The sequence below is a fragment of the Paenibacillus sp. Dod16 genome, from assembly GCF_049893405.1.
GTDB lineage: Bacteria > Bacillota > Bacilli > Paenibacillales > Paenibacillaceae > Paenibacillus_AQ.
Genome location: NZ_JBNDYG010000017.1, coordinates 66,838 through 73,510 on the forward strand (window position 1 = coordinate 66,838; position 6,673 = coordinate 73,510).

Annotated in this window: 5 protein-coding genes; all 5 read right to left on the reverse strand. The window is 48.7% G+C overall.

What is annotated here, in order from left to right; translation table 11 throughout:
* Positions 1-28 precede the first annotated feature (28 nt).
* Positions 29-1,312, reverse strand: coding sequence for a serine--tRNA ligase (serS, locus tag ACPV3A_RS15045; protein ID WP_194540323.1), 1,284 nt, complete (start codon positions 1,310-1,312; stop codon positions 29-31).
* A 189-nt stretch (positions 1,313-1,501) separates the two neighbouring features.
* Positions 1,502-2,089 carry a pyridoxal 5'-phosphate synthase glutaminase subunit PdxT gene (gene pdxT / locus ACPV3A_RS15050; RefSeq protein WP_194540322.1) on the reverse strand — a complete coding sequence of 196 codons (588 nt, stop codon included), beginning with the start codon at positions 2,087-2,089 and terminating at the stop codon, positions 1,502-1,504.
* Between the two features lie 15 nt (positions 2,090-2,104).
* Positions 2,105-2,986 carry a pyridoxal 5'-phosphate synthase lyase subunit PdxS gene (pdxS, locus tag ACPV3A_RS15055; protein WP_071221106.1) on the reverse strand — a complete coding sequence of 294 codons (882 nt, stop codon included), beginning with the start codon at positions 2,984-2,986 and terminating at the stop codon, positions 2,105-2,107.
* A gap of 163 nt (positions 2,987-3,149) precedes the next feature.
* The gene (locus ACPV3A_RS15060; protein WP_426200123.1) at positions 3,150-4,568 is read right to left on the reverse strand and encodes a D-alanyl-D-alanine carboxypeptidase family protein; all 1,419 of its coding nucleotides are present in this window, start codon (positions 4,566-4,568) and stop codon (positions 3,150-3,152) included.
* 154 nt (positions 4,569-4,722) lie between these two features.
* Positions 4,723-6,180 (reverse strand): IMP dehydrogenase, encoded by a 1,458-nt coding sequence (gene guaB / locus ACPV3A_RS15065; protein WP_071221104.1) that lies wholly within the window; start codon positions 6,178-6,180, stop codon positions 4,723-4,725.
* Between the last annotated feature and the right edge of the window lie 493 nt (positions 6,181-6,673).

A 6,673-nucleotide genomic window follows, 5' to 3' on the forward strand; every position in this document is an offset into this window, starting at 1 on the left:
ATACCACAAGACAAACTGTTTTATCAACTTATTTTTTCTGGTCGATGATACTAACGTTCCCCATGTACGGGCGAAGTACTTCAGGAATAACGACGGACCCGTCAGCCTGTTGATAATTCTCCAGAATCGCAGCGACGGTACGTCCAACCGCAAGCCCGGAACCATTCAAGGTGTGGACAAATTCAGGCTTGCTCTTCGGTTCCGGACGGAAGCGAATGTTGGCACGGCGTGCCTGGAAGTCCCCGATGTTCGAACATGAGGAGATTTCGCGATATACGCCGCTCTCCGGAAGCCAAACTTCCAGATCGTATGTCTTCATCGATCCGAAGCCCATATCCCCAGTACAGAGAGCCATGACGCGATATGGAAGATTCAGCAGCTGAAGCACGCGCTCCGCATCCGCCGTCATCTTCTCAAGCTCATCAAACGAAGTTTCCGGGTGTACAATTTTCACCATCTCAACCTTGTTGAACTGATGCTGACGAATAAGTCCCCGTGTGTCGCGCCCTGCCGCGCCGGCTTCCGAACGGAAACAGGAGCTGTACGCCACGTAATATTTAGGCAGATCCTCGCTATTTAAGATTTCCTCGCGATGGTAGTTCGTTACAGGAACTTCAGCGGTTGGGATCAGGTAATAGTCGGTATCGCTAATTTTGAATAAATCCTCTTCGAATTTAGGCAGCTGTCCTGTTCCGTACAAGCTGTCCCGGTTGACGATATATGGAGGCAGCATCTCCTCATAGCCGTGTTTGTCGCTGTGCAGATCCATCATGAAACTGATCAAGGCACGCTCAAGACGAGCACCTAAACCTTTGTAGAACGTAAACCGCGAACCCGTTACCTTCGCACCTGCTTCAAAATCCAAAATACTCAGATTCTGAGCAAGCTCCCAGTGAGCCTTAGGCTCGAAATCGAAAGCTTTTGGCTCCGCCCAGCGGCGGATTTCCACGTTCTCCTCCTCCGAGGCGCCTACAGGCACACTCTCATGAGGGATATTCGGAATCGCCAAAGTAAGCTCGGATATGCTGGCTTCCAGCTCACGAACTTCCTCATCCATCGCTTTAATCTGGTCTGACACTTGGCGCATTTCCAGTATCAGATCATCTGCATTCTCACGATTCTTCTTCAGTTTGGCTACTTCAGCCGACACGGTGTTGCGGCGATTCTTCAAACTTTCGCTTTCCTGCAGCAATTCCCGGCGCCGGGCGTCAAGCTTAGGAAAATCCGCAATCAGATCGAGCGATTTGCCTCGATTCTTCAGCGCTTCTTCTACACGACTGTACTCGCTGCGCAATATTTTTACGTCTAACACGGGAAACCCTCCTAAAGTAAAACATCCATCAAGTATATCGAAGCAGCTGCCCTATATGTTGATAAAAAGCCTTGGGACAAGGCTGCAGTGTACATTATTACATACGATACATCTTATTGTATTTCAGCGAAAAAGACAACTCGACTCCCACATACTGCCAAAGAGTCAAGATGTCTTCTACTGTAACTATTACGTCTGTGGTGCCGTAGACCGGGATCGAACCATCTCCACAAAATATTGATGAAGTCGATAATCGTCCGTCAGCTCCGGATGATAGGAAGCTGCAAGCAGATGCCCCTGTCTGGCTGTAACGATCTCGTCCTTATAAGTAGACAAGACCTCAACGCCCGCACCCACCTCCAGAATGAGCGGCGCACGGATAAAGACTGCCCGTACCGTTTCCTCGATTCCTTTTACAGGCAAATCGGTCTCGAAGCTTTCACGCTGACGTCCAAATGCGTTCCGCGCCACCGTGATGTCCATCAGCTTCAGATGGGCCTCTTCGTCGCCTTGAATTCGTTCAGCGAGCACGATCAGTCCGGCGCATGTTCCGAATATCGGTTTACCCTGGGCTGAGAACTGACGAATCGCATCCATAAAATCATACTTGCGCATCAGCTTGCCGATGGTGGTGCTCTCACCGCCAGGGATAATCAAGCCGTCAATGCCGTCCAACTGCTCAACCTTCTTGATCGGCACTCCCTCGGCACCAGCAAGCGTGATGCTTCGAATATGCTCTGCAACGGCACCCTGAAGTGCCAGTACGCCGACCTTCATGTTACCCCTTCTCTCTTACCAGCCGCGATCCTGCATGCGCTCAGCAGGACTAAGCTTGGATATCTCGATGCCTTTCATCGGAGTACCCAGGTTCTTGGATACTTCAGCAATCAATTTATAATCATCATAATGCGTAGTCGCTTCAACGATCGCACGAGCGAATTTCTCAGGGCTGTCCGATTTGAAAATACCGGATCCAACAAAGACGCCGTCAGCGCCCAAATGCATCATCAATGCGGCATCTGCAGGTGTTGCCACGCCGCCAGCTGCAAAGTTAACGACAGGGAGCTTGCCCGTCTCATGAATGCCCTTCAGGAGGTCATAGGAAACACCGAGGTTCTTCGCTTCCGCATACAGCTCGTCCTTCGACATGTTGCGAACTTTACGGATTTGACTGTTGATAAGGCGCATATGGCGAACGGCTTCCACGATATTACCTGTTCCCGGCTCGCCTTTCGTACGGAGCATGGAAGCACCCTCACCAATACGACGCAGCGCTTCGCCAAGGTCCTTTGCACCGCATACGAACGGTACCGTGAAATCCCATTTATCGATATGGAACACTTCATCCGCCGGTGTCAGCACTTCACTCTCGTCGAGATAATCCACGCCAAGAGATTCAAGGACTTTCGCCTCGACGTAATGACCGATACGAGCTTTGGCCATAACTGGAATGGATACAACTTTCATGACTTCCTCAACGATGGTTGGGTCAGCCATCCGTGCTACCCCCCCAGCAGCGCGAATATCAGAAGGAACGCGCTCCAGCGCCATAACTGCCGTTGCGCCGGCAGCTTCAGCGATCTTTGCTTGTTCCGCATTCATGACGTCCATAATGACGCCGCCTTTTTGCATTTCCGCCATACCTCTTTTTACAGTTGATGTTCCTGTTTCCATGTCCCCTAGCCCCCCGATTATATGTTGTATCTCATCGCCATTACAGCATTCCCTGGCGATATGGACTGTACCTGTATAGGTGCATACTTGCAATGAATCTAACTCGATATTTTACCGCATCAAAATCAAATACACAACCCATTTACTCGGAATTTGTCGGCTGTTAGAAAAGATTTTTGATGGAATCAAACAAATCGGCAAAAAAGTCTCCAATGGCCCGCAGGAACAGCTTGAACCAGCCGGCCTTCTCAACTTCCTCCGCTGTGATTAAATTCACCGTTTCGGTCTGAGCTTCCTTCATGCCTTCTATTTTATAGGTGTAGGTTACCGTGCCCACCTTCGTATCTTTAGCAACAGGCGCCGTCATGCTGGAGGAGTCCAGCTTGGCTTCGAAGGTAATGTTCTTGCCGCTTGATCCTTTTGGTACAACAAAAGTGAGAGCCTTGTCGGTTACGAGCGCAGCTTCTTTGCCTTTGCCCTTCTTCACTTCGACCGTTTCAAAGCCTTGCACGGTTGCCCCGGCAGCTTGGACTTCCTTCACTTCAAAGTTGTCAAAGCCGTAATCCAGGACTTTTTTGGTCTCTTTAAAACGGGCGCCTTCAGATTTGGTACCCATAACAACGCTAATCAGACGCATACCATCGCGTTCGGCGGTACCAGCAAAGCAATAGCCCGCCGCATTGGTATGACCGGTTTTTAAACCGTCCAAACCTTCGTAAGCATAAGCCTTGAAGTTAGTAATGCTTTTATTGGCCTCCAGCATCCAGTTGTAGTTGATGATCGGACTCGTATCGCGCGGCCGGAATTTATGCGATTGAATGGCCGTAAACTTCGCAAAGTCAGGATGATCCTCAACGATATACTTGGCAAGTAATGCAGTATCCATTGCCGACATTACAGTTTCTTTATCTTCTGCAGGACGGTATTTCTCAGGCATATCTGCACGGCTAAGGCCTGTGGAATTAATGAAGAAAGCGGTCTTCAATCCCATCTTTTTCGCCGTATCGTTCATCATGGTAACAAACTCTGCTTCGGAACCAGCGACATGTTCAGCCAATGCTACCGTTGCATCATTCGCCGAGCCGACAGCCATGGCTATGTAGAGCTCTTCCACTGTATGTTGGTCTCCCTCAGCCAAAAATATCCGTGAGCCCACGGTTTTTTCAGCATTTTCCCCTACCGTGACTACGTCATCCCATGCTAACTCGCCTTGTTTTACCTTCTCTGCCACGATGTATTCCGTCATCATCTTCGTCATGCTCGCAGGCGGCAATGCTTCATCAGCATTAATTGATAATAGGACCTGTCCTGTTGATGGCTCGATCAGAACAGCGGAGCTTACATCCAGTCCAAGCTGATCAATGGATGGCACTTTATCCGGTTTCTCAGCATTGGTTGTCGCTTTCTCTGTTGTCGCTTTGTCCTCTGTGGCTTTCGTCGTATCCGCTGTTACCAGCATATGAGGCGCCGCGAACGAAACCGCAGGCGCAGCAGAGAAACACAGTATATTAAACAGCATCAAGGATGCCAGCGTTCTTTGAATGCGTTGTCGCTTATTCTTCTTTACAGACTTGTCTATCAATGGAATTACTCCCCTCTAATTCTCAATAAGTCATTAACTTGTTCTATTCTATCATAGGGGGGGTATCAAAAAAAGACAAGCTAGATGAATTTCATCCAGCTTGTCCAGGAAATAAATGACATATATATTGTTTATCCTTGTTCTTCCGAGTGAATTACAAGGAATAGTTAGGTGCTTCTTTGGTAATTTGGATATCATGAGGATGGCTCTCGCGGAGTCCTGCACCAGAGATACGGATGAACTGGGTGTCATTCCGCAGTTCCTCCAGGTTTTGTGTACCGCAATAGCCCATACCAGAGCGCAATCCACCGATCAGCTGATGGATGGTATCTGCCAAAGGCCCTTTGTAAGCAACACGGCCCTCGATGCCTTCCGGTACCAGTTTCTTGTCGTCATCTTGGAAGTAACGGTCTTTACTGCCTTGTTTCATGGCAGCAAGGGAACCCATACCGCGGTAAGCCTTGAAACGGCGTCCTTGATAGATCTCAGCTTCGCCCGGACTCTCCTCCGTACCGGCAAACATGCTGCCCAGCATAACTGCACTTGCTCCGGCTGCGATCGCTTTTGTAATTTCACCGGAGTATTTGATGCCGCCATCTGCAATAATCGGCACTCCGTATTCCTTAGCAACCGTTGCACAATCATAAATCGCTGTGATTTGCGGTACGCCAATCCCGGCAATGACACGCGTCGTACAGATCGATCCAGGCCCAATTCCGACTTTAACGACGGATGCACCGGCTTCGATAAGCTCTCTTGTACCCTCGCCTGTAGCCACGTTACCAGCGATAATCGTCAGATCCGGATACACTTCGCGCAATTTCCGAACGGAATCAATGATATTGATGTGGTGACCGTGGGCAGAGTCAACGGTAATGACGTCTACGCCAGCTTTCACAAGCGCTTCTGCTCTTTCGAAGGTATCTTTGGAAATTCCGATCGCTGCACCTACAAGCAGGCGGCCTTGAGCGTCCTTCGCAGCTCTAGGGAACTGAATCGCTTTCTCGATATCTTTAATCGTGATAAGTCCTTTAAGAACATTATCTTCGTCTACCAAAGGCAGCTTCTCAATCTTATGCTTCTGCAGAATCATTTCGGCATCTTGAAGAGTCGTTCCGACCGGAGCTGTCACCAGATTCTCGCTGGTCATTACTTCACTAATTACCGTATTGTAGTCATGAACAAAACGAAGATCACGATTCGTCAAAATACCGATCAGCTTATTGTTCTTATCTACGATCGGTACGCCGGAAATCCGGAACTTACTCATGAGTTTCTCTGCATCGGATACAAGATGATCAGCATGGAGTGAGAACGGATTCGTAATAACACCACTTTCCGAACGCTTAACCCGATCTACCTCTTCAGCTTGTTGTTCAACGGTCATATTTTTATGAATAATGCCGATTCCGCCTTCTCTAGCAATGGCAATGGCCAAAGGAGCTTCCGTTACGGTGTCCATTCCTGCACTGATGAGCGGGATATTCAATTTTACATGCTCGCTCAATTTGGTGCTAACATCTACTTCTTTTGGAAGCACCTCGGATTTTCTAGGAACCAACAATACATCGTCAAAAGTGAAGCCTTCCTTGCTAAACTTATCTTCCCACACCTGGGTTATTCCTCCTTTTTGTCGTCTTCCTGCGGACTACAACTACTGTCAGAGCTGGACCGGACGGCATTTTCAAGTATTTTCAGAAATATATTATTGCCATCTTAGCAAAGGGCCCATAGGCTGTCAAGGATTGAAATTCGACCTTTGCTCGAAGTTCGCAGGTATCCATCCTGCACGTTATCCTGTCTCTTTGGAATGGACAAACAGACCGGGTTTCTTCTATTAAATGGAGACTTACCCAGGTTAAAGCCCTGTCTGCCAATATGCCAACCCTTGAGGCACCATCCTAGGGACAATGAATCGCTGTCGTTTAGTATCACCCAACCCGGTACGGGATAGTCCTCGATTTCATAAACACATGTTATTGAGTATAGGAAAAGACCGTTATCGATGACTCGATAACGGTCTTTATGGTTGTTCGCTTGGCGACGTCCTACTCTCCCGGGACCCTTCGGTCCAAGTACCATCGGCGCTGGAAGGCTTAACGGTC